The sequence below is a fragment of the Streptomyces humicola genome (genome assembly GCF_024436035.1).
Taxonomy (GTDB): Bacteria; Actinomycetota; Actinomycetes; order Streptomycetales; family Streptomycetaceae; genus Streptantibioticus_B; species Streptantibioticus_B humicola.
In genome coordinates, this window is the sequence record NZ_JANFNG010000009.1 from 74,936 (window position 1) to 100,574 (window position 25,639).

24 protein-coding genes are annotated in these 25,639 nt (G+C 71.1%); 6 read left to right on the top strand and 18 right to left on the bottom strand.

The genetic code is table 11. From position 1 onward, the window contains the following. Positions 1-34 precede the first annotated feature (34 nt). On the top strand, positions 35-922 hold the full coding sequence (locus NGB36_RS14175; protein ID WP_255920608.1) for a LysR family transcriptional regulator: 888 nt from the start codon (positions 35-37) through the stop codon (positions 920-922). A 45-nt stretch (positions 923-967) separates the two neighbouring features. Here the strand turns inward: NGB36_RS14175 and NGB36_RS14180 are convergent, their stop codons facing one another. From NGB36_RS14180 to NGB36_RS14205, 6 genes are all read right to left on the bottom strand, one after another. Beyond that, complete coding sequence (locus tag NGB36_RS14180; protein WP_255920609.1) at positions 968-1,882, bottom strand: DUF8832 domain-containing protein; 915 nt, start codon at positions 1,880-1,882, stop codon at positions 968-970. A 76-nt stretch (positions 1,883-1,958) separates the two neighbouring features. Further along, a complete protein-coding gene (locus tag NGB36_RS14185; protein WP_255920610.1) occupies positions 1,959-2,396 on the bottom strand; it encodes a hypothetical protein in 438 nt (145 codons plus the stop codon). Positions 2,397-2,434: 38 nt separating this feature from the next. Beyond that, complete coding sequence (locus NGB36_RS14190; protein WP_255920611.1) at positions 2,435-3,685, bottom strand: APC family permease; 1,251 nt, start codon at positions 3,683-3,685, stop codon at positions 2,435-2,437. Next, complete coding sequence (locus NGB36_RS14195) at positions 3,682-4,317, bottom strand: DedA family protein (RefSeq protein WP_255920612.1); 636 nt, start codon at positions 4,315-4,317, stop codon at positions 3,682-3,684. Before NGB36_RS14195 ends, NGB36_RS14190 begins: the two co-directional genes overlap by 4 nt. A 41-nt stretch (positions 4,318-4,358) precedes the next feature. Next, on the bottom strand, positions 4,359-5,861 hold the full coding sequence (locus NGB36_RS14200) for a sensor histidine kinase (protein WP_255920613.1): 1,503 nt from the start codon (positions 5,859-5,861) through the stop codon (positions 4,359-4,361). Continuing rightward, positions 5,858-6,610, bottom strand: coding sequence for a response regulator transcription factor (locus tag NGB36_RS14205; protein ID WP_255920614.1), 753 nt, complete (start codon positions 6,608-6,610; stop codon positions 5,858-5,860). The genes NGB36_RS14200 and NGB36_RS14205 overlap by 4 nt, the downstream gene beginning before the upstream one ends. Before the next feature lie 275 nt (positions 6,611-6,885). Here NGB36_RS14205 and NGB36_RS14210 point away from each other — a divergent pair, with 275 nt between their 5' ends. Next, positions 6,886-8,262 (top strand): LCP family protein, encoded by a 1,377-nt coding sequence (locus NGB36_RS14210; RefSeq protein ID WP_255920615.1) that lies wholly within the window; start codon positions 6,886-6,888, stop codon positions 8,260-8,262. Here the strand turns inward: NGB36_RS14210 and NGB36_RS14215 are convergent. The 9 genes from NGB36_RS14215 to tatA form a co-directional block, all read right to left on the bottom strand. After that, positions 8,223-8,639 (bottom strand): DUF6344 domain-containing protein, encoded by a 417-nt coding sequence (locus NGB36_RS14215; RefSeq protein ID WP_255920616.1) that lies wholly within the window; start codon positions 8,637-8,639, stop codon positions 8,223-8,225. The two genes, NGB36_RS14210 and NGB36_RS14215, sit on opposite strands and share 40 nt — an antisense overlap. 212 nt (positions 8,640-8,851) lie before the next feature. Next, positions 8,852-9,211 (bottom strand): DUF6479 family protein, encoded by a 360-nt coding sequence (locus tag NGB36_RS14220; RefSeq protein ID WP_255920617.1) that lies wholly within the window; start codon positions 9,209-9,211, stop codon positions 8,852-8,854. Positions 9,212-9,434: 223 nt separating this feature from the next. Further along, positions 9,435-10,787, bottom strand: coding sequence for a Stk1 family PASTA domain-containing Ser/Thr kinase (pknB, locus tag NGB36_RS14225; RefSeq protein ID WP_255920618.1), 1,353 nt, complete (start codon positions 10,785-10,787; stop codon positions 9,435-9,437). Positions 10,788-10,800: 13 nt separating this feature from the next. Further along, positions 10,801-11,307, bottom strand: a complete 507-nt coding sequence (locus NGB36_RS14230; RefSeq protein ID WP_255920619.1) for a hypothetical protein — start codon at positions 11,305-11,307, stop codon at positions 10,801-10,803. Between the two features lie 76 nt (positions 11,308-11,383). Next, entirely contained in the window at positions 11,384-12,253 is an 870-nt protein-coding gene (locus NGB36_RS14235; RefSeq protein ID WP_255920620.1) for a class II glutamine amidotransferase, read from the bottom strand. A 4-nt stretch (positions 12,254-12,257) separates the two neighbouring features. Next, positions 12,258-12,920 (bottom strand): DedA family protein, encoded by a 663-nt coding sequence (locus NGB36_RS14240; protein WP_269470173.1) that lies wholly within the window; start codon positions 12,918-12,920, stop codon positions 12,258-12,260. Between the two features lie 174 nt (positions 12,921-13,094). Further along, on the bottom strand, positions 13,095-14,021 hold the full coding sequence (locus NGB36_RS14245) for a glutaminase (protein ID WP_255920621.1): 927 nt from the start codon (positions 14,019-14,021) through the stop codon (positions 13,095-13,097). 38 nt (positions 14,022-14,059) lie between these two features. Next, on the bottom strand, positions 14,060-15,502 hold the full coding sequence (locus NGB36_RS14250) for a hypothetical protein (RefSeq protein ID WP_372509437.1): 1,443 nt from the start codon (positions 15,500-15,502) through the stop codon (positions 14,060-14,062). A gap of 113 nt (positions 15,503-15,615) precedes the next feature. Beyond that, positions 15,616-15,915 carry a Sec-independent protein translocase subunit TatA gene (tatA, locus tag NGB36_RS14255; RefSeq protein ID WP_255920622.1) on the bottom strand — a complete coding sequence of 100 codons (300 nt, stop codon included), beginning with the start codon at positions 15,913-15,915 and terminating at the stop codon, positions 15,616-15,618. 127 nt (positions 15,916-16,042) lie between these two features. Between tatA and NGB36_RS14260 the strand changes: the two genes are divergently transcribed. From NGB36_RS14260 to NGB36_RS14270, 3 genes are all read left to right on the top strand, one after another. Further along, positions 16,043-17,776: an ABC transporter ATP-binding protein gene (locus NGB36_RS14260; RefSeq protein ID WP_255920623.1), complete on the top strand. Its 1,734-nt coding sequence runs from the start codon at positions 16,043-16,045 to the stop codon at positions 17,774-17,776. Between the two features lie 62 nt (positions 17,777-17,838). Then, positions 17,839-19,746, top strand: coding sequence for an ABC transporter ATP-binding protein (locus NGB36_RS14265; RefSeq protein ID WP_255920730.1), 1,908 nt, complete (start codon positions 17,839-17,841; stop codon positions 19,744-19,746). Positions 19,747-19,821: 75 nt separating this feature from the next. Beyond that, a complete protein-coding gene (locus tag NGB36_RS14270) occupies positions 19,822-21,051 on the top strand; it encodes an ROK family transcriptional regulator (protein ID WP_255920624.1) in 1,230 nt (409 codons plus the stop codon). Between the two features lie 173 nt (positions 21,052-21,224). On the opposite strand, the gene xylA is transcribed toward NGB36_RS14270, so the two are convergent. Further along, positions 21,225-22,427: a xylose isomerase gene (xylA, locus tag NGB36_RS14275; protein ID WP_255920625.1), complete on the bottom strand. Its 1,203-nt coding sequence runs from the start codon at positions 22,425-22,427 to the stop codon at positions 21,225-21,227. Between the two features lie 74 nt (positions 22,428-22,501). Here xylA and xylB point away from each other — a divergent pair, with 74 nt between their 5' ends. After that, positions 22,502-24,001 carry a xylulokinase gene (gene xylB / locus NGB36_RS14280; protein WP_255920626.1) on the top strand — a complete coding sequence of 500 codons (1,500 nt, stop codon included), beginning with the start codon at positions 22,502-22,504 and terminating at the stop codon, positions 23,999-24,001. Here the strand turns inward: xylB and NGB36_RS14285 are convergent. Continuing rightward, on the bottom strand, positions 23,958-24,797 hold the full coding sequence (locus NGB36_RS14285) for a rhomboid-like protein (RefSeq protein ID WP_255920627.1): 840 nt from the start codon (positions 24,795-24,797) through the stop codon (positions 23,958-23,960). The genes xylB and NGB36_RS14285 overlap by 44 nt on opposite strands. Before the next feature lie 82 nt (positions 24,798-24,879). Then, positions 24,880-25,617 carry an ABC transporter permease subunit gene (locus NGB36_RS14290; RefSeq protein WP_255920628.1) on the bottom strand — a complete coding sequence of 246 codons (738 nt, stop codon included), beginning with the start codon at positions 25,615-25,617 and terminating at the stop codon, positions 24,880-24,882. Positions 25,618-25,639 lie beyond the last annotated feature (22 nt).

Genomic DNA, 25,639 nt, shown 5'->3' on the forward strand with positions numbered 1-25,639 from the left:
CCTCATCAAGACCGTTCTTCTGTACGATCGGTAAGTGACGTTTACCGAACTTGGGGAGATAGAGGCATTCCTGACGCTCGCCGAGGAACTGCACTTCGCCAAGGCGGCGGAGCGGCTCGGGCTCTCGCGGCCGCGAGTGAGCCAGCTCATCCAGTCGCTCGAACGACGCATCGGCGGCAGGCTCTTCGACCGCACAAGCCGCCGCGTGACGCTCACACCCACCGGTCACTTCCTTCTGGAACGAGCGAAGCCCAGCTTCGAGGGGCTGCAGCGCGCCGTCGAGGAGACCCGGGCTTTCGCGCACGAGCTGCGCATCGGCTTTCTCGGCCCGTTCGCCGGCGCCGTCGACGCCTCGGTGGCCGGCTTCCGCCGCGCCCACCCGAAGTCGTCGATCAGCACGGTCGAAACACGCTGGAGTGACTTCTTCGGACCGCTGCGGAGGGCCGAGGTGGACATTCAGGTGACCCTCTGGCCGGTCCATCAGCCCGATCTGACGCGCGGCCCGGTGATTGCCGAGTACCCGCGCGTGCTCGCCCTCGCCGCAGGCCATCCGCTGGCGACGAGGTCGTCGGTCGACGCGGAGGAGCTCGCCGAGCTCACGATGGTCGACACGCCGCCTTCCGCCCCGAAGGAGGTACGCGAGGGGTTCTTCCCGACGCACACGCCCGCGGGGCGGCCCATCCGCAGGGGACGGCCGGTCACGACCCAGCCCGAGATGCTCAGCCGGGTCGCCACGAGCAACGAGGTCTGCGCGACTTCCACCGCGCTCATGCTGCTCTACCGCCACCCCGAGGTGGTGTTCGTACCGATGACCGGGCTTCCGCCCGCCAGGGCCGTGGCGATCTGGCGCGGCGCCGACGAGAACGCCAAGATCAGGGACTTTGCCGCGTCGTTGCCGTCTGTGTCATCGCACGCCCGGTGAGGGGCGCCACCACGGGATGGCGGCACCCCCTGCGCGCGGCAGACGTCAGCCGGCATGCAGCGTGATCGCCGCGGTGTGCAGCGTGCCTGCGGTCTGGAACTGCAGGAACAGCCGCCAGTCGCCGGACTTGGGCAGCTCGGCGTTGAAGGTGAGCGCGGGCCCGCCATGATCACCGTCGACTGCGTTGGTGGGGTGGAGGTGAGCGAAGGCCTGGTCGCCCTGATGGAACGCGGTCAGGTGCGCATAGGTGCTCAAATAAGGCTGCAGGTCGGTCACGGAACGCCCGTCCCGGGTGATGGTGACCGTGAGGGAGCGAGCCACCGCAGCCCTCAACGTACCGTTGACGGTGACCGTGTAGCCGTCGGCCGTCGCGGACGAGGCGGGCGCGGGCAGCGCCGTCGTGGACGCCGTACCGGGAACGGTGACGGTGCGGCTGAGCACGAAGTCCTGCCCCCCGCCGGGACCGGAGTCCGGGGTGAACTGGGCGAAAAGCCGCCAGGATCCAGGCCGCAGAGCCGCAAGCCCCGCCGTCCACGTGCCGTCAGCGGCCATGGTGGGGTGGGTGTGCTGGAAGCCGGTGAGGTCCGAGCGGACGGCGTAGAAGTGCAGGCGCTTGGTCTGGTCGACGGCGAAGCCGGTGACCGGCTTGCCGTTCGGGCCGCTGATGGTGAACCGGTAGCCGACCTCCTTCCCGGCCGGAAGGGTCGTGGTAGCCGAGGTGAACGCGTAGCCGTCCTGTGCGGAGGCCAGGCCGTCGCCGGTGGCCATGGCGGCCATGCCCGGCATGGGCATGGCCGAGTCGTGGTGGCCCACGCCCGGCGCCGCCGCATGGTCGGAGGAGCCTGAGGAACTGGAGCCGCAGGCGGTCAGCCCCAGCGCCAGCGCCACCGCGACGGAAGCGGCGGCGCAGGTACGCCGGGAGGGGGATGTGATGGCGAGCAGTGCGGAAACAACAGACATGAGGAAAGGCCTTCCGGGGTGCGATGAACAGGACGCTGCGCCCGGACCGCGGATACTGCGGATCCGGGTGGCCTCGTCACGTCCGCGCAACGCACACCCGTGACAACAGGCTTCGCCCACCCATCGGTGGTCCCCGCCACCGCACACCCCCCGATCCGGGCCGCCGGCCGAAGACCGCCCAACCCGCCGCCGTCACGACCGCCGACAGCCCCGCGGCCCCGACCGGCACCGGATCGTGCGCCGGGGTGGACACGCACGACCCGCCGTGCACGCCTGCGGGAGACAGGCGCGGCGCTTGCTCGTCATGAACGGCGACGGCATGCGACAGGTGCGCTACGGGCGCCATGTGGGCCATGTTTGCCATCGGCATGGTGGCCACGGGCATGGATCCGTGACAGCCGCCCGCCGCACCCGACGGGGCACCGTGCATCAGGAACAGGCCGACGAGGACGGCGCACACGGCGAGCAGCCGGGCCGCCTGCGGCCTGCGGTCTGCCCGGGTGCGGTCCGTCATGGCGACGACGATACCCCCGCCCGGTACCCGAGACGGGCCTACCGCCGCGCGAGCGCCCGCCGCACGCCGTACCAGGCCGCCCCCGCCACCAGCACCCCCGCGCCGATGCCCACCGAGACCACCGGCAGCGAGAAGGCCAGCGCGACGCAGCCGACCAGGCCCGCCACCGGGACGATGCGCGGCGGCCGCCCCTCCTGTGGAGTGAGCGTCCACGCCGAGGCGTTGGCAATCGCGTAGTAGGCGAGCACGCCGAAGGAGGAGAAGCCGATTGCCCCGCGCACGTCCACGGTCGCCGCGAGCACCGCCACCACCGCCCCGGCGGCGAGCTCCGCATGGTGCGGCACCTTGAACCGCGGGTGGACGGCGGCGAGTACGCGCGGCAGGTGCCGGTCACGCGCCATCGCCAGCGTGGTGCGCGAGACGCCCAGGATCAGCGCGAGCAGCGAGCCCAGTGCCGCCACCGCAGCCCCCGCACGCACCACCGGGAGCAGCGCCGGCACCCCTGCCGTGCGCACCGCGTCGGCAAGCGGCGCCGAGGCCGTGCCCAGCCCCCCGGCCCCCAGCACGCTCAACGCGGCCACCGCCACAGCGGCGTAGACCGCCAGGGTGATGGCCAGGGCGATCGGGACGGCCCGCGGGATGGTGCGCCGCGGTTCGCGCACCTCCTCGCCGAGGGTGGCGATGCGCGCGTACCCGGCGAAGGCGAAGAACAGCAGACCGGCCGCCTGCAGCACGCCGCCCGCGGTGGCGTCCCCGCCGACGTCGAGGCGCCCGGCATCCGACGCGTCCGAGGTGAGCGAGGCGACCACCACTGCGACGAGCACCGCGAGCACGACGGCGACGATCACCCGGTTGAGCCACGCGGCCTTCTGCACCCCGGCGTAGCCCACGGCGACCAGCACCACCACCGCACCCACCGCCACGGCGTGCGCGTGCGCCGGCCACACATACGAGCCCACGGTCAGCGCCATCGCCGCGCACGAGGCCGTCTTGCCGACGACGAACCCCCAACCCGCCAGGTATCCCCAGAAGGGGCCGAGCCGTTCGCGGCCGTAGACGTAGGTGCCGCCCGACGCCGGGTAGCGCGCGGCCAGTCGCGCCGATGAGGTCGCATTGCAGTAGGCCACCACCGCGGCGACCGCAAGCCCCAGCAGCAGACCCGAACCGGCCGCCCGTGCCGCCGGAGCCAGCGCCGCGAAGATCCCCGCGCCGATCATCGACCCGAGTCCGATCACGACCGCGTCGAAGACACCGAGCCGGCGCTGCAGCGCCGGCGTCTGCTGCGTCATGCAGATGACTTCCTGGCCTGCCGCCTGCGCAGCACAGTGCGGACGACCAGAGCGACGACGAGCACGCCAACGGCGGCGAGCACATAGGTCGAGTAGCGGTTGATCTGGGTGTAGATGGCGGTGATGTGGTTGCCCGCCGCGTAGCCGACACCGGCCCACAGACCGACCCACAGCGCGGCGCCGAGCGCGTTGAAGGCGAGGAAGCGGAGCCAGGGCATCTGGGTGGTGCCGGCGATGATGCCGTTGGCCTGGCGCAGCCCTTCGAAGAAGCGCGCAACGGTGACGATCTTCCCGCCGTGGCGGGTGAAGAACTTCTCGGCCTTCTCGTACCGTTCGGGGGTCAGAAAGATGTATTTGCCGTAGCGCTGAACCAGGGCGTGCCCGCCGGTGCGGCCGATGAGATAGCCGACGTTGTCGCCGAGTATGGCGGCGACGATGCCGATGGCGATGACGGCGACGATGTTGAGCTGGCCCGCTCCCGCATACAGCGCCGCGGCGATCAGGATCGTCTCGCCCGGGGAGGGGACACCGAAGTCCTCGACGAAGATCAGACCGCCCACGGCCCAGTAGCCCCAGTGTTCCAGGATCGGTGCGATGTCACCAAGCACCCCGGGAAGCGGTGGCGCGCTCATGCGGATCTGGTCCCTTCTGCGACGGGCACCCGATCACGCTACTAGGTTGCCGCCACCTCGCCGTTGCCGACGGGACCGGGCAGCCGCACCTGGAAGACGGTGCGCCCGGGCATGCTCTCCACCCCGACCCGGCCGCCGTGGGCGACGGTCACGGCATGCACGATCGCAAGACCGAGCCCGGTGGATCCGGCGTGACGGGAGCGTGAGGCGTCGCCGCGCGCGAACCGCTCGAAGATGTACGGCAGCAACTCGCCGGGAATGCCAGGGCCATCGTCCTCGATCTCGACGAGAACGTCGTCACGCCGGTCGGTGACGCGGGCGGTGACGGTGGTGCCCTGCGGAGTGTGGTTGCGTGCGTTGCCCAGCAGGTTGAGCAGTACCTGGTGCAGGCGTTCCTGGTCGCCGAGGATCACCACCGGTTCGTCGGGCAGTTCGAGACGCCAGTGGTGACCGGGCCCGGCAGCGCGCGCGTCGCTGACGGCGTCCACCACCAGGGGCGAGATGTCCAGGGGCGCGAGGGTGAGCGGGCGCCCGGCGTCGAGGCGGGCGAGCAGCAGCAGGTCCTCGACGAGTGTGCTCATCCGTCCCGCCTCGGACTCGATACGCCCAAGTGCGTGGCGGGTGTCGGGGCCGATCTCCTCACTGCCTCGCCGCGTCAGCTCGGCATAGCCGCGGATCGACGCGAGCGGCGTGCGCAGCTCGTGGCTGGCGTCGGCGACAAACCGGCGTACGTTCATCTCGCTTGCGTGCCGCGCCTCCAGCGCCGAGGCGACATGGTCCAGGAGCCGGTTGAGCGCCGCACCGACCTGCCCGGCCTCGGTACGCGAGTCGGTGTCCACCTCGGCCACGCGCTCATCGAGCATCACCTCGCCCCGGTGCAGCCGCAGTTCGGAGACACGGCCGGCGGTCGCGGCGACGCGGCGCAGCGGGCGCAGCGCCGAGTTGGTAAGCGCGATGCCGGCGACAGCGGCGACGATCAGGCCGCCCGCCGTCACCAGGACCTCCGCGAGGATCAGCCGGTCCATGGTGCCCTCGACGCCGGACGCGGACTGGCCGACGAGGAGACCGACCCCGTCGTCGTTGTGTATGTACGCGACGTGGTAGGTGCCGAGTCCCGGCAGGTCGACGGAGTGCGGCCGGCCGTCCTCGGAGACGCGGGCGAGCGCCGCGGCCTGGGCGGCGTCCAGCACATCGGTCACGGCCCGCTGGTTGGAGCTGGGGCGGCTGTACTCGCCTTTCGCCACCTGCCCGTTCTGGACGACTGCGCCGAGTGTGCCGAGCTGCTGACCGGGGCCGGTGACGAAGTCGAGCGGGTCCGTGCCGCCCGCCGGCGGGAACTGGCCGGGCGGCCGGGGATGCCGGGCGCGCAGTGCCACGCCGCCCAGCTGCTTGTCCAGTTGCTCGTAGAGCTTGGCGTGCAGCGCCAGTGCGGTGACCACCCCGACCGTGGCGCAGACCACGGCGATCAGCGAGATGGAGGAGACCAGCAGCCGGGTGCGCAGGGACCAGCAACGGCGCGGGATGGGCGCCCTGCCGCCCGTCACGCGGTTTCTGCGGGCTTGATGAGGTAGCCGGCGCCGCGCCTGGTGTGGATCATCGGGGCCCGTCCCGCATCGATCTTCCTGCGCAGATACGAGATGTACAGCTCGACGACGTTGGCCTGGCCACCGAAGTCGTAGGACCACACCCGGTCCAGGATCTGCGCCTTGCTCAGCACCCGGCGCGGATTGCGCATCAGATAGCGCAACAACTCGAACTCGGTCGCCGTCAGATGGATCGACTGCCCCGCCCGGCACACCTCGTGACTGTCCTCGTCAAGCACCAGATCACCCACCACGAGCTGCGATTCGCTGCGGGCGGCCGTCATCCCGGCGCGGCGCAGCAGCCCACGCAGCCGCGCGACCACCTCTTCGAGGCTGAAGGGCTTGGTGACGTAGTCGTCGCCGCCCGCGGTGAGCCCGGCGATCCGGTCCTCCAGGCTGTCCTTGGCGGTGAGGAAGAGCACGGGCACGTCGGGTATCTCGCGGCGCAGCATCAGCAGCAGGTTGAGCCCGTCCACGTCCGGCAGCATGATGTCGAGGACGACGACGTCCGGCCGGAATGCGCGGGCGGTGCGCAGCGCGCTGTTGCCGTCGCCCTCGGTGCGGACGTCCCAGCCCTCGTAGCGCAGCGCCATCGACATCAGCTCGGCGAGAGCGGACTCGTCGTCGACGACGAGGACGCGGATGGGGGCCCCGTCGGGACGGGAGAGCCCGGCACGGACGGCGGACGAGGTCGATGGAAGTGCAGCCATGGATGTCACCTTCTACGGCCTGCCTGAAAGTGAGCTTTCGCGTACCTGTGAGTTGTCTGAGAATCCGGCCGGCCGCGCACAAGGACCCGCGGCGGCGCGCCGCAGCATCGCAGATCACCTCACCGCGCCCTCGGCGAGCGAGAGCGCCACGTCGGCCAGGCCCCCGCACCCGAGGGCTCGGGGGCCATCACCTGTCGGGCTGCTGTGCATCCCTTGGCCTGGGCTACGTGTCTGACTCATCGAGAGTGCACACGGCACTGCGCGAAGGGTGAGCTGTGACCGACATATCGCACCGTCCGGATGAACTGGCCTCGGATGGCCCGTCGGACGGCGGATCCGACGGGCGGCGGGCAGTGGCCCGCGGCGGCCGCGCGCGGCACATACGGCGGATCATCGCACGGCTCGCGGCGATCGCGGTCTGCACACTCGTCCTGATCGTCGCGGGGGCGGGAGCGTTGCTCTTCGAGCAGTTCAACAGCAACCTGGAGAAGGTGCCGATCACCGGCAACGGGACGGAGAAACCGGACGCGTTCGGCCGCACCCCGATCAACGTCCTGGTGATCGGGACCGATTCCCGTACCACCGCCCAGGACTGCAGGCTCGGCGGCGACTGCGGCAGCGGACCGGGCAATGCGGACGTCGAGATGATCGTGCACGTGGCGGCGGACCGCTCCAACGCCACGGTGATGAGCATCCCCCGCGACACAGTGACCGAACTGCCGGCGTGCACGGACCCCACGACTGGGCGCACCGTCCCCGCCAGGGCCGGAATGATCAACAGCGCGCTCGCCTACGGGCCGGCCTGCCAGGTGGCCGCAGTCCACCAGGTCACGGGCATCCCTGTCGACCACTTCATGATGGCCGACTTCTCCGGCGTGGTGAACATGTCCAACACCGTCGGCGGCGTGCCGCTCTGCGTCAACGCCGACGTCTATGACACCTATTCACACCTGAAGCTCTCCAAGGGCACCCATACCCTCAAGGGCGTCTCGGCGCTGGAGTTCCTGCGCACCCGGCACGGCTTCGGCGACGGCAGCGACCTCGGACGTACGGTCGCCCAGCACACCTATCTCGCGTCGCTGATCCGCACCCTGGAAAGCGCGGGCACGCTCACCGACCCCGCCGCGCTCTACGGTGTTGTGAACGCCGCGAGCAAGGCGCTGACCGTGGACAACGGACTCGGCAGCATCACCAAACTGCTCGGATTCGCATCGGATGTGAGCAAGGTGCCCTCCGGTCGCATCACGTTCGTCACCATGCAGACGCTGCCGGACCCGGACAACGCCGACAGGGTCGTCGTCGCCCCTGCCGCGAAGAGCCTGTTCGACGCGATCGCCAACGACCAGCCGCTGACGACCGGCGCCTCCGCGAGCCCCAGCCCCAGCCCGTCCGGAGGGTCTCACGCACAGGCGGCCATGCGTCCGGACGCCGCGAACTCGACGAGCAGCGCGTCACCGTCCACGTCACCGTCCGCATCACCGTCCCCGTCAGTCGCCGCGACGGCGGTGACCGCGGGATCCAGCGCGCAGACGGGCGATCAGAACACATGCGCCCAGGTCGGCACCGAGGACACGGTCGAGGTGAACGGCGTGTCGATGACCCCGTCTCAGGCCTATGCGGCGAGCCCCGGTGTGCCCAACTCCGCGCCGTGACCGCCACGTGGGGCAGGGATGGCCCCCGTGGACGCGGACGTGGATGCCGTACCGGCCACGTCAGCGCTGCCGCGGCAGATGCGTCGGGCCGTCGGCGTGGAGCCGTGAGCCTCCGCGCGGATGCGCTGTTTGATCGTCGGGGGGAGAAACCCCTCGTACGGCAGCCCGTACGGCAGTTCGCACGGTGGCGGATCCGCGGCGGCCGGGATGAAGGGCGCGGGCGACTGCACGCCCCGCTGCGTGTCCGGCTGCGCGGCGGGCTGCTGCGCCGCCGGCTGCCGGTCGGACGCCGCGCTCTTGAGGCCCAGCGCGGAAAGGAACTTGAGGAAGGCGAAGACGAAGACGGTCCACATCTTCGTGACCCTGGTGGTAGCCACGGTCCCTCGCTTTCAATCGGAGCGGTCTATATACCTTTCTCATGATGAGTGTGCAATTCGGGACCAGTGGGACCGACGCCCGATATGCGCCGATCTTCTGATGAACACCACTCCGATGGCTCAGCCCGCACGGGCGGCGGCGAGCCGACAGGCACATATCTCCCCTTGCCGGCGGCTCCGGCCGCCGACGGGCGCACTCAGCGGGACGAGCGCTAGTGCCGCGGACCCGGGTAGGAGTCCCTAAGCTCGTACGGCATGCGGCGCCTCCCGTCGTGCGGCACCTCCTCCGGAGGACTGCTTCCCTTCTCGTATTCGACCGGCTCCCCCTCCTGGTGCCCCGGGCCATGGTCGGCCGGGGGCTCTTGCCCCAGTTCATCGGGGGTCTGCCAGGCCCCTGCACGCGGTTGCGGCTCCTTCAGCCTCGACGGCCGTGACCGCTGCGGGCCGCTCCTGAGCCAGCCGTAGAAGATCCCGACAAGGCCCAGACCCACGACGAGGGCGATGCCCATGAGAAGCGGACCGGCGTCGAAGGAACCTCCGGCGGCGGCGTACATCGCGCTGATCGTCACCATGACAACCATTTACCCGCATTCGGGTGGAAAACGCGACAGGCCGCGCCAAGATCCTTGACGTCTCATGTCTCGCGCCTCCGACACAGGCCGCATCGCCGTCGGCCACCGCGCTGGCCCCCTGGTCGTCGGCGGCGCCCCGCTCACCGATCTGGACTCCCTGCGCGACGTGCGATTCGTCGTTGCGGCGGCCGCCCGCACGTGCCGTCCCGTGCAGCCGTCGCCGTCAGGGAGTCAGCAGCAGCCTGATCGTGGAGCCCCGGGCGAGGCGGCTACCGGAGACGGGGATCTGCGCGCAGACCCGCCGCACCAGCCCGGTGCCGGTCGCCGCGCAGTCACCCATCCCGGCGCGCACGACGTGCAGCCCGGCGGCGAAGGCCGCGGTCCTCGCCTGCACGACGGTCTTGCCGGCCAGGTCAGGCACCTGCACCGTTGCGGAGCGGGAGCCGAAGCCGGAGCCGAAGCCGGAGCCGAAGGCGGTCCCCGGAGCGGTGGCGATGTACGCGCCCGCCCCCACCACCGCCAGGATCCCGGCGAGCACGGCCACCACCGGCCACAGGCGGCGGGAGGTGCGCCGCGGCGCCTCCGCGATCCGGGCGGTTTCTGTCTCTGTTTCCGCCCCTGCGGTTTCCTCGCGCTCGTGCACCTCGCGCTCGTGCACCTCGCGCTCGTGCACCTCGCGCTCGTGGACCGGACTCGCCTGGGTCTCGGGTGCGTCGAGCGCACGCAGCGCCTGCTCGACGGCGGCGCGCATCTCCTCGGCGCTGCCGTAACGGCGATCCCTGTCCTTGGTGAGCGCCGTGAGCACGACGGAATCGCATGCGGACGTGAGCCCGGACGCGCGCGCCGACGGCGGTTCCGGCTCCTCCCCCAGATGCTTGTAGGCCACGGCGAGCGGCGTGTCGTCGGTGAACGGCGATCCCCCGGTGAGCAGTTCGTAGAGCAGACAGCCCGTGGAGTACAGGTCGGAGCGGGCGTCCACCGTCTGGCCGCGGGCTTGCTCGGGGGAGAGGTATTCGGCCGTTCCGATGACCATGGAAGTCTGGGTGAGCGTCGCGCCGCTCACCCCGAGGGGCCGGGCGATGCCGAAGTCCATGACCTTGACCGTCCCGTCGGCGGTCACCATGACGTTGGCCGGCTTGATGTCACGGTGCACGATGCCGCTGCGGTGGGCGTGCCCGAGAGCGTCGAGCACGCCCGCTGTCAGCTCCAGCGCCTGACGGGGCGTCGGCCGCGGGCCGGAACGGACGAGGTCGAGCAGGGTCCGGCCCTCGACGTACTCCATCACGATGTACGGCAGGCCGAAGCCCGGCTCGCCGTCCTCACCCGTGTCGTACACGGCAACGATCCCTGGGTGGTTGAGCGACGCGACCGACTGCGCCTCCCTCAGGAAACGCGCCCGGTACGTCGGGTCCCCCGCCAGTTCCGGCCGCAGCGTCTTCACCGCCACCGTCCGGTCCAGCCTGAGGTCGTCGGCGAGATGGACCTCGGCCATCCCGCCGCGACCCAGCTCCTCACGCACCGCGTACCGGCCGCCGACGATCCGGCGCCCCCGCTCCGCCACCTGTTCCAGCGTCATCTCAGGCCGTCGGTCAGGCGTTGGTGCCGGTCTGGGGGTGGGCAGCGGTCGGGGCGAAGATCCGGCCGGCGTCGTTGGCCGAACCGCTCTGCTTGCCCACGACGAGAACGGTGTCGCCGTCCTTCAGCACGGACTCGCTGATCTTCTTGCCGTCGCGGGTGATCTTGGAGTTCTGCGCCACCGCCCAGGTCCAGCTGACCCCGTCGGCGCTCTTGACCGTCACGTCGGCGCCCGAGACCGCGGTGACCTGGCCGCGCTGCCACTCGCGGACCACGTACTGGCCGGTCTTGGCGTTCTTCACGGTGGCCTGACCGTGCACGCCCAGCAGGTGCAGTCTGCGGAGGCGAGGGTGCTTGCCGTGGTGCTTGTGGGCGGCTGTGGGGACGGACGCCTGCGTCGATGTCGACGTCGACGGCGATGTGGCGGCGAATGCGGTCGCACCGCCGACCGCCAGGGCGCCCGCCAGAACGACTCCGGCCACCACGGTCCCGCGCCTGCGCAGCGAAAGCTTCCTCATCACGATGTCGTCCTTCCGGTGTTGTCGACGGGGGCACCGTAGGACGGGTCTTTGTGGAAACTCTGTGGGACGTGGAGCATCACGCCACGCCCTGCGAGGCGGCGGCCTCGGGGCGCAGGTCGTCGAGGGTGAGCAGCTGGGCGGGCGGCTCCGGCAAGGCGACGCGGGAGGTGACGCGGGGGCCGGGGCCTGCGTGCAGGAGCTCGCCGGAGCGCAGCAGCCGCCAGTGCGGATTGTCGTCGAGCCGTTCACTGGCGACCACCACTGCCGGGACCTCGGCCAGCTCCCGCGAGTGGACGCGCAGTCGGCCTCCGCTGCCGGCGTGGTCGAGACGGCGGTCGCCGTGGTGGCCGCCGGTGGTTCGTTCGAGGACGTACAGCTCATGGGTGCCGGGATAGCGCAGCGCCCACAGTTCACCGGGGGTGGTCAGCACGAGGTTGAGGGCGTAGACGGGCAAATGGCCGGCGATCCAGCGGGCGGCGCTCTCGATCGCCGCGCCGACGTCACCGCCGTTCGACTCGGCCTCACGCGTGATCAGGGCGAAGAAGCGCTCCGAGTCGGTGTCGCCGCCGACGAGGGACAGGTCGGCGCCCAGGTGGGCGTCGAGCCTGCCGAGGTCCTCGATGACGCCGTTGTGCGCGAACAGCCGCCCGCGCTGGAGGAAGGGATGGGTGTTGCGCGCTTCGAGGCCGCCGGTCGAGGCATAGCGCACATGGGCGATGAACGTGGCCGACTCCACCTCCCGCGCCTCCTCGGCGAAGGCGCGGTCCTCGTATGCGGCGATCGGCGCCTTGTGCACCATCGGTGCGCCGGAGGCGTCGAAGTACCCGAGGCCCGTGCCGTCGGGGTCACGGCGGCTCTGGTTGCTGAGGTTGTCCGGCGCTTGGAGCAGCCAGAAGGTCGCGCGCACCCGTCGCGGCGCGCTGCTCATCCCGAAGAGCCGGCACATGGGCTCATTGTCTCCCGCCGGTCCGCTCCTCACGCGCGTCGGCGGCCGCCGCGGTATTGCGTGCCGCTGCTCGTGCTCGCCGACCGTGCGCGACCTCGCCGACCAGCGGCAGCAGGGAGACGGACACGATGAGGCCGACCAGCGGCAGCAGATAGTGGTCGACGTGCGGGACGGACGCGCCCAGCGCATACCCTGCGAGCACAAGCCCCTGGGACCAGGCGACACCGCCGATCGCCTGCCACAGGAGGAAGGTTCGTGCGGGCACCTCGAGCGCCCCGGCCACGGGATTGAGCACCGTCCGCAGCATGGGGACGAAGCGGCCGAGCACGATGGCCTTGCCGTATCCGTAGCGCGCGAGCACCTCCTCCGCCCGGGTGATGCCCCGTTTCAATTGCCGGTTGGAGCTGCGGGCGAGCAGCGCCCTGCCTCCCCGCCGGCCTATCTCGTAACCGGCCTGCGCGCCCGTCACCGCCCCCACCGCGGCGCACACCAGCACCTGCCCCAGCTGCAGGTGGGGTCCGTGGCCGCCGCTGCACAGCAGTCCGGCCGGGAAGAGCAGCGTGTCGCCGGGGAGGAAGAAGCCCACCACGATCAGCCCGGACTCTGCGAAGATCACCACCAGTACGCCGAGCGCGCCGAAGGCCGACAGCACCGCAGCGCTGTTCATCGGGTTGACCGCGTGCACCGCTTCGAGCCCCACCGCACCGCCCCATCGCCGTCGCGAGCGCCACGTCGCGCCCACGCCATCTTCGCCGGATTACTTCTACAGCGTGTAGTAGTTGAGCGTGCTACCGCCCCCCTCTGGGGCCATCATGCGGCCGGCGGGCTCGCTTGCATCGCCTCAGAAGACGGACCAGTCCGTCGCGGTGGTGAAGGCGTCGAGTGCGGCCACACCGCCGACGGAGTTGCCCGCGGGGTCGAGCGCTGGGCTCCAGACGCACAGGGTGCCGCGGCCGGGGACGACGGCGAGGATCCCGCCACCGACGCCGCTCTTGCCCGGCAGGCCCACACGGAACGCGAACTCCCCGGCCGCGTCGTACATCCCGCACGTCAGCAGCACCGCGTTGATGCGCTTGGCGTCGCTGCGGGAGAGCAGCCGGCTGGCGTCCGCGCGCAGACCGTGGCGGGCGAGGAAGCGGCCCGCCAGGGCCAGGTCACGGCAGCTCGCCGCCGTCGCACAGTGCGCGTAGTAGTGCTCCAGAACAGTGTCGACGGGGTTGTCGAGGTTGCCGTAGCTGGCGAGGAAGTGGGCGAGGGCGGCGTTGCGGTGGCCGTTGTCGGCCTCGGACGCGGCCACTACGGAGTCGGTCTCCAGCAGAGGATTGCCGGACTCGGCGCGCAGGAAGTCGCGCACGGCACCGCGGGCGTCGCCGGTGAGGCTGTGCAGCTGGTCGGTGACGACGATGGCGCCCGCGTTGATGAACGGGTTGCGCGGGATGCCGTGCTCCGTCTCCAGCTGGATCAGCGAGTTGAACGGGGTGCCCGACGGCTCCCGGCCGACCCGCTTCCAGATGGACTCACCGCCGACGGCAAGGGTGAGGGCGAGCGTGAAGAGCTTGGAGATGCTCTGGATGGAGAACGGCTGCTCCCAGTCGCCGACCCCGAAGACCTCGCCGTCGGTGGTGGCGAGCGCCATGCCGAAGGCCTCGGGGTCGGCCGCAGCGAGCGCCGGTATGTAGTCGGCGACCCGGCCGGTGGTGGCGACGCGGAGCGCCGCGTCCCGGGCACGCTCCAGCTCCCGCTGGTAATCGACGTCCGCATGCTGCACCGGGTCATTGTCACCCGAGTGCCGCCCTCATGCTGCGGTCACCAGTCGCCGCCCCCGAAGCCGCCGCCCGAGTCACCACCCCCGCCGAAGTCCCCGAACCCACCGGAGTCTCCGACATCGCCGAAGCCGCCGGAGAAGTCGGCCGGGTTGAAGTCGGCTCCCGAATAGTCGCCGCCCTGGGGCCCGCCCGCGTCGCCCCAGCCGTCGCCCCCGTTGTCCCAGCCGCCGTCGAATCCCGGCCCGGTGTCCGCGTAGGCGTACGGGGCGCTCATCGCGCTGCCCAGCATCGTGCCCACCAGCAGCCCGGGCAGCAGCCCGCCCCCGAAGCCGCCGAAGTAGCCGCCCGCCCAGGGCGCGTACGCGGGACCGGCGTCCCAGTACGGCTGCGGGCCCGACGCGGTCTGGACGGTACGGGTCATCGGCTCCTCGCCGTCGGCCAGCCGGGCGGCGTCCGCCGCGCAGGCCGGGACGCTGCGGACCGCCCCGCCGGCCGGTGCCCACTCCACGTCACGCACCGACGGCCCGTGCCGCGGGTCGAAGAAGCACGGCAGGCGACGCTCCGGCAGCGGTGCCCCGCTGCGCCTGGCCTCCAGCGTGGCCAGCGAGAAGCGGCCGTCCTCGAGCGCCTCGGTGACCTGCTGGACGTCGTCCGGACGGCGGGCAGCGGCCATCGCCGCCTTGGCACGGTCGTAGCAGTCGAGGGCGTGCTCGTAATCGCGCCGCATCGCGTCGTCGGAGGTGGTGGCGGAGGGGTTGAAGTCCAGTCTGTCGAGCTCCTCGCCGAAGGCGGTGATGTCCTCGTCGATGACGGTCCGCAGCCTGTCCAGCGCCGCCTGCTCCCGCTCGGCCTTCCGCTTGCGGCTGCGGCGGTAGAGCGCGTATCCGCCGCCCGCACCGGCCACGACCACCACACCCGCGGCGATCGCCGCGCCGCTGCCACCGCCTCCGCCGGACGAGCCCCAGCTGTCCGGGGCGTGGCCGGCGGCCTGCTGATCGGCCTGGTCGGCAAAGGCGTTGAGCAGCCCCGCCGTATCACTGCCGTACGACCGCTTGAGGGCGCCGGTGAGATTGAGCACAGCGGTGTGCGGCATGACCTGAGGGTCCGCCCCCGCGTTGAACCCGTTGCCCAGGTGAACGGCGTAGACACCGGTGATGCCGACCTCGGCGCGCAGATCCTGCAGAAGCGTCTTGGGCGGGAACTCCGGCGCGGCGGGGAGCACGGCGACGAAGACCGGCTTGCCGGAGTCCTTGATCTTCTTGGCGAGGGCTTCGGCGTCGGAGGAGGTGAGCTGCGACGAGGCGCGCGGGTCCACGTAGACCGGGTTCTTCTTCAGCGCGTCCGCCACGGCCGGGATACCGCTCCCGCTGCCGCTCGCCGCGTGCGCGGCGGGCTCCGCCGCCATCAGCGCAAGGGCCGCGAGAAGCAGGGCTGGGAGCAGCGCGAGCAGCCCACGGCTCGCTCTGGTCAGGGACGCGCCCACATGGTCCTCCGGTGTGCCTTTACGTTCTACGTTCCGGTACGTCCTACAAGGATTACCAAGACTACGTAAAGACACGACGCACAGGCGTCACCGGGGGTTGAGCCCGACCCGGGTCATTTCTTCGCGTCGCCCTCGACCGGCTCCTTGTCCACGACGGGACGCGCGGTCGTGCTGTCCCCCGGCGCGTTGGAAATCGTCCGCTGAGCAGGCGCGTCCTGCTTCTCGGACGCCTGAGGCTCGTCGGAGGCGGCCTCCTTGAAGTCGTCCTTCAGCGCCCTCGTCTCGCTCTTGAGGATCCGCAGCGACTTACCGAGGGCACGCGCGGTGTCGGGCAGCCGCTTCGCGCCGAACAGCAGAAACACCACGAGCACAACAATGACCAGGTGCCACGGTTCCAGACCGTTGCGTAGCATCGGCGCCCCACCTCTTCTCCTCTGAGTGCGGCCCGTAGGCCCTCTCCAGCAGTATCGCCGATCGGCGTCGAACGGGGTCGCGGAAAAACCCCGTACGCCCTTGCGGGTGCTCACGTAAGGTTCCGGTGTGCTGGTCCGACTTTTGCGGGCTCACCTGAGGCCCTACACCAAACCCGTCGCGCTGATCGTGCTTCTGCAGCTTGTGCAGACGCTCGCAACCCTGTATTTGCCGACCCTGAACGCCGACATCATCGACAACGGTGTCGTCAAGGGCAACACCGGCTACATCCTCTCCACCGGCGGCTGGATGATCGCCGTCACCCTCGCGCAGATCGTCTGCGCGATCGGCGCGGTGTATTTCGGCGCCCGCACCTCGATGGCGCTGGGCCGCGACATACGTGCCTGCGTCTTCGACCGTGTGCAGTCCTTCTCCGCCCGCGAGATGGGTCGTTTCGGCGCACCGTCGCTGATCACCCGGACCACCAATGACGTCCAGCAGGTCCAGATGCTGGTTCTGATGACGTTCACGCTCATGGTGTCGGCGCCGATCATGTGCGTCGGCGGCATTCTGATGGCGCTCAACCAGGACGTGCCGCTCTCCTCGCTGCTGCTGGTCATCGTCCCGGTGCTGGGCATCCTGGTCTCGCTGATCGTGCGGCGCATGCGGCCGCTGTTCCGCGGGATGCAGGAACGTATCGACAACGTCAACCGCATCCTGCGCGAGCAGATCACCGGCATCCGGGTGATTCGCGCCTTCGTGCGCGACACCCACGAGCGCGAGCGGTTCGAGAAGGCCAACACCGAGCTGATGGACGTGGCTGTCAGGGCCGGCCGGCTGATGTCGATGATGTTCCCGGTCGTGATGCTGGTGGTGAACGCCTCCAGCGTCGCCGTCCTGTGGTTCGGCGGGGAGCGCATCAACAGCGGACACATGCAGATCGGAGCACTGACCGCATTCCTCAGTTATCTGATGCAGATCCTGATGTCGGTGATGATGGCCACCTTCATGTTCATGATGGTGCCGCGCGCCGAGGTGTGCGCCGAGCGCATCCAGGACGTGCTCGCCACCGACACCAGCGTCGTGCCGCCCGTCACCCCCATCCGCTCCGTCGCCCGCCACGGCCATCTGGAGCTGCGGGACGTCGAGTTCCGCTACCCGGGTGCCGAGGAACCGGTGCTCAAGGACGTCTCGTTCACCGCCCGCCCCGGCGAGACCACCGCCGTCATCGGATCCACCGGCAGCGGCAAGTCCACCCTGATCGGCCTGGTCCCGCGGCTCTTCGACGCGACCGGGGGTGCCGTGCTCGTCGACGACGTGGACGTACGGGAGTTGGACGCGGACACGATGGCCGAGGTGGTCGGCCTGGTGCCGCAGAAGCCGTACCTGTTCACCGGCACCGTCGCCTCCAACCTCCGCTACGGCAAGCCCGACGCGACCGACGAGGAGCTATGGCACGCGCTGGAGGTCGCTCAGGCCCGTGACTTCGTCGAGAAGATGCCCGAGGGCCTGGACGCACCCATCGCGCAGGGCGGCACCAACGTCTCCGGAGGCCAGCGCCAACGTCTTGCGATCGCCCGCGCGCTGGTCCGCAAACCCGAGGTCTACCTCTTCGACGACTCCTTCTCGGCGCTCGACTACGCCACGGACGCGCGGCTGCGCGCCGCGCTGTCACGCGAGACTCGCGAGGCGACCGTGATCATCGTCGCCCAGCGCGTCAGCACCATCCGCGACGCCGACCGCATCGTGGTCCTCGACGAAGGCCGGATCGTCGGCACCGGCACCCACAGCGAACTGATGGCCGACAACGAGACGTACCGGGAGATCGTGCTCTCCCAGCTCACGGAAGAGGAGGCGGCGTGAGCGACGCACGCGAGGCCACCCCGCGCAGGGGGCCCGCGCCGGCCGCTGGGCCGGCGAGATGGATGGGCGGTCAACCCGCCGAGAAGTCCATGAACTTCAAGGGTTCGAGCCAACGGCTGCTGCGTGAGCTGCGCCCCGAGCGCGGCATCGTCGCGCTCGTCCTCTTTCTGGCCACCGGCAGCGTCGCACTATCCGTGCTCGGCCCGAAGATCCTCGGCCACGCCACGGACCTGATCTTCGCGGGGGTCATCGGCCGCATGCTGCCCTCCGGCACCACCCTGGCCGAGGCCGTCGCCGGGATGCGCGCCCACGGGCAGGGCAAGCTCGCCGACATGCTCGCGTCGATGCACGGCGTCATCCCGGGCAAGGGCATCGACTTCCACGCCGTCGGCGTCGTGCTGCTGTGGGTGCTGCTGATCTACGTGGGCGCCGCCGCCTTCGGCTTCGTCCAGGCGCGCATTGCCACCCGGATCGTGCAGCGCGCGGTCTTCCGGCTGCGCAAACAGGTCGAGGAGAAGCTCGCCAAGCTGCCGCTGAGCTATTTCGACCGGCAGCCGCGCGGTGAGGTGCTCAGCCGCGCCACCAACGACATCGACAACATCGCGCAGACGCTGCAGCAGACCCTCAGCCAGATCGTCGCCTCGCTGCTGACCATCGTCGGCGTGCTGACGATGATGTTCTGGATCTCGTGGCTGCTCGCGCTGGTCGCCCTGGTGACGGTGCCGGTCTCGGTGGTCGTCGCCACCCGCGTCGGCAAGCGCGCCCAGCCGCAGTTCGTCGCGCAGTGGAAGACGACGGGCAAGCTCAACGCTCACATCGAGGAGATGTACACCGGGCACTCGCTGGTCAAGGTCTTCGGCCGGCAGCGTGAGTCCGCGGCGATCTTCCGCGAGCAGAACCAGGCGCTCTACGAGGCCGGGTTCCGGGCCCAGTTCATCTCCGGGACCATCCAGCCCGCGATGATGTTCATCGGCAACCTCAACTACGTGCTCGTCGCCGTGATCGGCGGGCTGCGGGTCGCCTCCGGTGCGCTGTCGATCGGCGATGTGCAGGCGTTCGTCCAGTACTCGCGCCAGTTCAGCCAGCCGCTGACGCAGGTGGCCTCGATGGCCAACCTGGTCCAGTCGGGTGTGGCCTCCGCCGAGCGGGTCTTCGAGCTGCTCGACGCGGCCGAGCAGGAGCCGGACCCCGCCCCCGAGGAGGCGCCGCGCCCGGAAGTGGTGCGCGGGCAGGTCGAGTTCAAGGGCGTCTCGTTCCGCTACGAGGAAGACAAGCCCCTCATCGAGGACCTGTCGCTCGCGGTCAAGCCGGGCCAGACCGTCGCCATCGTCGGGCCCACCGGCGCCGGGAAGACGACGCTCGTCAACCTCCTCATGCGGTTCTACGAGGTGACGGGCGGCCGGATCACCCTGGACGGCGTCGAGATCGCCGGGATGTCGCGCGAGGAACTGCGCAGCAACATCGGCATGGTGTTGCAGGACACCTGGCTCTTCGGTGGCACGATCGCCGACAACATCGCTTACGGCGTCGAGGGAGCCACCCGGGAGCGGCTCGTGGAGGCGGCGAAGGCCACCCACGTCGACCGCTTCGTGCGCACCCTCCCCGACGGCTACGACACGGTGATCGACGAGGAGGGCTCCAACGTCAGCGCGGGCGAGCGTCAGCTGATCACCATCGCCCGCGCGTTCCTCGCCGAGCCCGCGATCCTCGTGCTCGACGAGGCGACGAGCTCCGTCGACACCCGTACCGAGGTGCTGATCCAGCACGCGATGAACCAACTGCGCGCCGGCCGGACCAGCTTCGTCATCGCGCACCGGCTCTCCACCATCCGCGACGCCGACGTCATCCTGGTGATGGAGTCCGGGCAGATCGTCGAACAGGGTACGCACGAGGACCTGCTGGAGTCGGGCGGCGCGTACGCGAAGCTGTACGCCGCGCAGTTCGCCGAACCCGTCGCGGAGGCGGGCTGACGGGCCGCCCGTCCCCCGGCCCGCCGGCGTACCGGCAAGCGGGCCGGGGGACGGGCGGCTACGCTCACCATCAGGATGAAGACGAACCTCGCGCCGCTCGGCCCCAAGGCGGGCAAGGAGTCGGTGCGCAGCCACAATCTCAGCCTGGTGCTGCGAGCCGTCCTCGACGAGGGCGAGGCGACGCGGGCCGGTATCGCCTCCCGGGTGGGGCTCACCAGGGCCGCCGTCTCCTCGCTCGTCGACGAACTGATCGACGCCGGCTATCTCACCGAGCACGGCAAGGCGTTCAGCGGCCAGGCGGGGCGTCCCGGCACGGTGCTGCGCATGAGCCGTACCGGCCCGGCGGGGCTCGGGGTCGAGATCAACGTCGACTACATCTCGGCGAGCGTCGTCGACCTCTCGGGAGCGGACCGGTTCCGGCTCACCGAGCACACCGACAACCGCGGCGGACCCCCGGCGGACGCGCTCGGGCGTGCCGCGCAGCTGGCCGCCAGGGCCCTCGCCTCCGCCGAGGAGCACGGGCTGCACGCCGTGGCGGCCGAGCTCGCGCTGCCCGGCCTGGTCTCCGGCGGCACGGTACGCCAGGCGCCCAACCTCGGCTGGAGCCAGGTCGCCGCCGAGGGCGTCTTCGCGCAGGCGCTGGCGGCGGCACGTCCCGGCCACCGGGCGCTGCCGGTGACGGCCGAGAACGAGGCGAACCTCGCCGCCCTCGCCGAGTTGTGGTTCGGCGGCCTCGGACCGCGGCGCAGCTTCCTCTACGTCAGCGGGGAGATCGGCATCGGCGGCGCGCTCGTGGTGGACGGCGAGCTCTTCCGTGGCGCGCACGGCTTCGCCGGGGAGATCGGCCATGTCGTGGTCCGGCCGGATGGCCCGCGATGCCGGTGCGGGGCGAATGGGTGCCTGGAGCAGTACGCGGGCCAGGCAGCGCTGCTGCGCGCCGTCGGCCTGGACGAGAAGGCGGGGCTCGACGGCGTCGAGGAGCTGGCCCGCAGGGCCGCCGCCGGTGACGAGGCGACGGTCGGCGCGCTGGAGGACGCCGGGCAGATGCTGGGCCTGGCGCTCTCGGGCGCGGTGAATCTGCTGGACCCGGACGCCGTGGTGCTGGGCGGGATCTATCGCGGTCTTGCGCGGTGGCTCGCGGCGGCCGCGGGCCGTGAGCTCGCTCAGCGCGTCGTCTCCGGTCTCTGGGCCGAGGACCGCCTGTTGGCCGCGTCGCTCGCGGGCACCACGGTCGCCGCGCGGGGCGCGGCGGCCCACGCTGTGTGGGCATCACTGCCGAGGGGTGCCGAGTCCCGCCTGCGGTGACGCTGCGCCGCGGGGCGGCATGGTGCCTCGGCGGGTGCGCGTCTCGTCTCGCGCCTCCGGGCGACAAGGAGGCGAGCTGCGACGGAGGCGCCGGGCGGCGAAGCACCGCGCCGCCCCGCACCGCGAGGTAGCGCAGCGCCAGAGCCTTGGGCGCAGCGCCCGGACGGGCTCCGTCAGCGAACCCCGAGCAGATGGTCGAGCGCCAGCTGGTCGAGCCGTTCGAAGGCGAGCCCCCGCCGTCCGGCCGCCTCGACGCCGAACTCCTCGAACGCGTCCCGGTCCGCCCGCAACGCGGCAGGCGTCTCACCGGGAGCGAGCGTGGGAGCTGCCAACTGGTCCAGCCGGGAGGCCCGCAGCGCCTCCTGGACCTCCGGGTCCGCGCGGAACGCCCGCGCCTTCTCCCGCAGGATCAGGTAGTTGCGCATGCATCCCGCCGCCGACGCCCACACACCGTCGAAGTCCTCGGTGCGCGGCGGCTTGAAGTCGAAGTGGCGCGGGCCCTCGTACCCCGCCGATTCGAGCAGGTCGACCAGCCAGAAGGCGGACCGCAGGTCCCCCGCCCCGAAGCGCAGGTCCTGGTCGTACTTGATGCCCGACTGCCCGTTGAGGTCGATGTGGAAGAGCTTGCCCGCCCACAGCGCCTGGGCGATGCCGTGCGCGAAGTTGAGCCCTGCCATCTGCTCGTGGCCGACCTCGGGGTTGACCCCGAACAGCTCCGGCCGCTCCAGCTTCTCGATGAACGCGAGTGCGTGGCCGACGGTCGGCAGCAGGATGTCGCCGCGCGGCTCGTTCGGCTTGGGTTCGAGCGCGAAGCGCAGCCCGTACCTCTGCTCGGTGACGTATTCGGCGAGGACGTCGAACGCCTCCTTGAGCCGTTCGAGTGCTGCGCGTACGTCCTTGGCGGCGCCGGACTCGGCGCCCTCGCGGCCGCCCCAGGCGACGTAGACGGAGGCGCCGAGCTCGGCGGCGAGGTCGATGTTGCGCATCGTCTTGCGCAGTGCGTACCGGCGGATGTCGCGGTCGTTGGCGGTGAACGCGCCGTCCTTGAAGACCGGGTGGGTGAACAGGTTGGTGGTGGCCATCGGCACCTTCATGCCGGTGGCTTCGAGCGCCTGGCGGAACCGCTTGACGTGCGCCTCGCGCTCGGTGTCGGTGGAGCCGAAGGGGATGAGGTCGTCGTCGTGGAAGGTGACGCCGTGGGCGCCGAGCTCGGCGAGGCGGTGGACGGACTCGACGGGGTCGAGCGCCGGGCGGGTGGCGTCGCCGAACGGGTCGCGCCCTTGCCAGCCGACGGTCCACAGGCCGAACGTGAACTTGTCCTCGGAGGTGGGGGCGAAGGGATCGGCACTATGGGCACTGGATTTGTTTTGCGGCATGACTAATTATGGAGCGCAACAACGTGATCCACACAAGGGGTCCGCACAAGGGTCCGCGGAAGCGAGGTGCCGACATGCATGAGTCCTCCCCCTCCCTTCCGGGGGTACCCCCTGTCGTCATCGGCGTGGACAGCTCCACGCAGTCCACCAAGGCCGCCCTCGTCGCAGCGGAGAGCGGCACGCTGCTCGCCGTCGGACGGGCACCGCACAGCGTCAGCGGTGTCGGCGGGGCGCGTGAGAGCGACCCCGAGCAGTGGTGGCAGGCGCTGCGGCTCGCCGTGGCCGACGGGCTGGCCGCCGCCGGGGTGCCCGCCTCCTGCGTATCCGGGATCGCGGTCGCCGGGCAGCAGCACGGGCTCGTCGTCCTCGGAGTGGACGGCGGACCGCTGCGGCCCGCCGTGCTCTGGAACGACGTGCGCGCCGCCCCGCAGGCCACAGCGCTCACCCGGGCGCTGGGCGGCCCGAACGCCTGGGCGGCCAGGACCGGAAGCGCGCCCGTCGCCGCGATGACCGCCGCCAAGTGGGCGTGGCTGCGCGAGCACGAGCCGCGGACGGCGTCCCGGGTCGTCGCCGTGCGGCTGCCGCACGACTTCCTCACCGAGCGGCTGAGCGGGACCGGGGTCACCGATCCGGGCGACGCGTCGGGGACATGCTGGTACGACACCGGGAAACGCGCCTACGACGAGGAGCTTCTCGCCCTCATCGGCCTCGACGCCGGGCTGCTCCCCGAGGTCGCGGCGAGCGGCGGCGCACGGGTCGGCGCCCTCACCCCGGCCGCGGCCGGCCACCTGAGGCTGCCCGCCGGGATCCCAGTCGCCGCCGGAACCGGCGACAACATGGCCGCGGCGGTGGGCCTCGGACTCGGCCATGCCGGACTGCTCGACCATCCGGTGGTGAGCCTCGGCACCTCGGGCACGGTCTTCGCCGCCACCGATGCCCGCGCCACGGACCCCGCGATCTGCGGATTCGCGGCGGCAGACGGCTCGTACCTGCCGCTCGCCTGCACACTCAACTGCACGCTCGCCGTCGACAGGGTCGCGTCCTTGCTGGGCCTGGAGCGCGAGGACGCGGTGCCGGGCGGCGAGGCCGTTCTGCTGCCGTACCTCGACGGCGAACGCACCCCCGACCTGCCGACCGCCTCCGGCCTCTTGGTCGGGCTGCGGCATGCGACCACCCCCCAGCAGCTGCTCGGCGCCGCGTACGAGGGTGCGGTCGTCACCGTGCTGCGCGCCCTCGACGACCTGCTGCGCGCCTGCGGCCTGGACCCGGCGGACCCGGCGGTGGCCGCGCAACCGCTGCGGCTGGTCGGCGGCGGTGCGCGCGGCCGGGTGTGGCAGGAGGCGGTACGGAGGTTGTCCGGGCGGCCCGTGGTCGTACCGCGCCAGAGCGAACTGGTCGCGCTGGGTGCTGCCGCGCTCGCCGCATCGGCCGCGGGCGGCGGCGATCCGGTCGCTGTGGCCACCGGGTGGGGGAGCGGCGAGGGCGATCAGCTGGACGCTGTCGAACGGGACACGGCGACCTGGGAGCGGGTCACTTCGGTGCTGGACCGGGCGGCGCCTTCGCTGCTCCGTTGACGGCGCTACCGTAGACCGCGCCGTGTGCGGCGTGGTCGGCGCGGCCGGTCCCGTCGGCCCGATCGCTCTCGCCGGTCGGGCGAGGTGGCACCCGTGACGGGTGACGCGGCCGCGGGCCCCGCTGGCGTGCCGTGGGCGTCAGCGCGTAACAGGCGAGCCCGAGCAGCATCGCGGTGAAGTGGCCCAGGTCGGTGAAGGTACGGCCGTTGATCACCGACCAGCCGAAGAAGCCGATGATCAGCACGGCATAGCCCCAGCGCCAGGGCCGCGGCACCAGGTAGGTGAGCACCCCGATCACCCCGGCGAGCCCGTAGCTGACCCCGATGTCGACGGTATGCGCCATCGAGCGGGGCAGCCGCTCGTACTGGATGCCGAGCCGCACCGCCTGCTGGCTGACGAGCGTCGCCCCGACGTGCGCGATCGCCACCGTCAGCAGCCAGCGCCAGGTGCCGAGCCAGCGCTCGGCCGGCGCGTGGACCAGCTCGTAGAAGACGAAGTAGAACGCGAAACCGGACGGCGACTCGATCCACAACGCGCTGACGAAAAGCACCCGAATGGGGTGGTCGCGCAGCTGCACGAGGTTGGTGCTGTTGTGGTGCAGCAGGAAGTTGCGGACGCTCGGCGAGGCTGTGGCGATCACTCCGCTGGTGATCGCGAGGATCACCAGCCAGGTGTGCGTGCCCGGGGAGTGCCGTACCCAGTCCAGCACGGCGTGCAGCCCCGTACGCGCCGCCTCGCGCGGAGTGATGCGGCGCCGTCCTCGGCTGGACTCGTCGGGCTCGTGGTGTGCGGCCATCGCTCACATGATGGCCGCATTCGCTGTGCGGATACAGCTCGCCTTCGCCCGTCGCCTTTGCCCGCTGCCCGCCGCTCGCTCGCTACTCCTCCCCCGCGAGCGTGAGGGTACGGAGCTTGCGGCCGGCGAACCACGTGGCCGCCAGCATCACGCCTATCAGCAGCACCACCGCGGTCGGCAGGCCGACCGACGACGAGACGGCGCCCGGGTCCGCGACCTTCTGCGCCAGCGCGAGCGCCCACTGCTGAACGCTGAGGGTGCGTGCGCCGGGCACCAGGTTGCCGATCAGCGACTCCCACACCAGCGCATAGACGAGACCGGCCACCACTGCGTGCCGCGTGACCACGCCCAGCAGCAGGAAGATCGCGCTGTACGCGAGCGACGCAACGGCCGCGGCGACCCCGAAGGCGACGGCGAGGTGCTGGCCGTTGCCGTCCAGGATCAGCCCCGCGAAGAAGGTGGGTATCGCGGCGAAGGTGACCGACACCCCCATCGCCACCAGTAGCTTGGTGACGATGATCGTCGGGCGTTTCACCGGCTTGGCCAGCAGATAGAGGATCGAGCCGTCGTCGATCTCGGGACCGATCGCGCCCGTGCCGGCTATGACGCCGATCAACGGCACCATGGTGGCGAGCGCGAAGCCGGAGAGCACGTCGCCGGCCGTCTGGTCGTCGGCGCCGCTCAGCGCCCGTACGGCGGCCGAGATCACGAGCAGCAGCAGCGGCAGTGCGAAGAGGATCAGCGCACGGCGGCGGCCGAGCAGCGCCCGGTAGGTGAGCCGGGCGACCGTCGGGTTGTAGGTCGCGGAGGCGACGGACATCGCTCGGAGCTCCTTTCTGGCC